The sequence below is a fragment of the Klebsiella sp. JB_Kp042 genome (assembly GCF_040065275.1).
Lineage (GTDB): Bacteria > Pseudomonadota > Gammaproteobacteria > Enterobacterales > Enterobacteriaceae > Klebsiella > Klebsiella quasipneumoniae.
On sequence record NZ_JBEAJL010000079.1, the window covers coordinates 1 to 959 of the forward strand.

The following is a 959-nucleotide window of genomic DNA, read 5'->3' on the forward strand; positions in this document are numbered from 1 at the left end:
GTTTACCGTCAGTCAGGACATAGTCCTGAAGCGCCTCCTCCAGCGGGGACAGCAGCCGGCAGCATGCATCCACCCAGCCCGACAGCAGTGAACGGCTCAGTTCCACGCCCTGGCGACCGTATATTTCAGACTGACGATACAGCGGTGTGTGCTCTGCATACTTTGAGGTCAGCACGCGGGCCATCAGCCCCGGTCCGGCGATACCCCGCTCAATGGGGCGCGAAGGCGCGGGGGCCTGCACGATGGCATCACATTTTGTGCAGGCATGTTTTTCCCGTACGGTCCGGATCACCCGGAAGGCGCTGCGCATCAGCTCCAGCTGTTCAGCGGCATCCTCACCCAGGTAACTCAGCGCACCACCACACTCCGGGCAGCAGGAACCCGCTGGCCGCAGGCGTTTTTCATCGCGGGGGAGTGATTCGGGGAACGGTTTGCGGGTGCGGGTCTGACGCAGAGTGCGCTGTACTGCCGGGTCATCCACCCGACCGGTCAGCGTATCGCTCTCTTTCTGAAGCCGGTTCAGATCGGCTTCCATTTGTGCGATACGGCGGGAGACTTTTTCAGAACGGCTGCCGAAGTTCATCCGGCGAAGTTTATCCAGCTGCGCCTGCAGATGGTCTATTTCGCGCTCCCGGTCTGCCAGCTTTTCCAGCAGGGCACGGTTCAGCGCTTCCTGTTCGGCAAGGCGCTGTTTCAGCAGAAGGATGTCGTCAGAAGAGATGTCATTCATAAGCCAGCATTTTACCAGGCTTATTCTGCGACAACCAGGATAAAGAAGCCTACAGCATGGTCAGGGAGGTCAGCAACCGCTTCGGCTGTCGCCAGTCGATGCCTTCCAGCAGCATTGCCAGCTGCGCCGGGGTCAGGAACACTTTGCCATCGCGAGCTGACGGCCAGGCGAAGCGCCCGCGCTCCAGCCGTTTGGTCAGCAGGCACAGCCCGTCGCCGGTGGACCACAG

The 959-nt window shown here is 61.0% G+C and carries 2 protein-coding genes; both read right to left on the minus strand.

Annotation, left to right across the window (positions count from 1 at the left end; all coding sequences use genetic code 11):
- Positions 1-730 (minus strand): transposase (locus ABLV54_RS13260; protein WP_348814180.1); only part of this gene is annotated, 730 nt, incomplete at its 3' end.
- 49 nt (positions 731-779) lie between these two features.
- The coding region (tnpB, locus tag ABLV54_RS13265) for an IS66 family insertion sequence element accessory protein TnpB (RefSeq protein WP_141072116.1) at positions 780-959 on the minus strand (180 nt) is incomplete at its 5' end.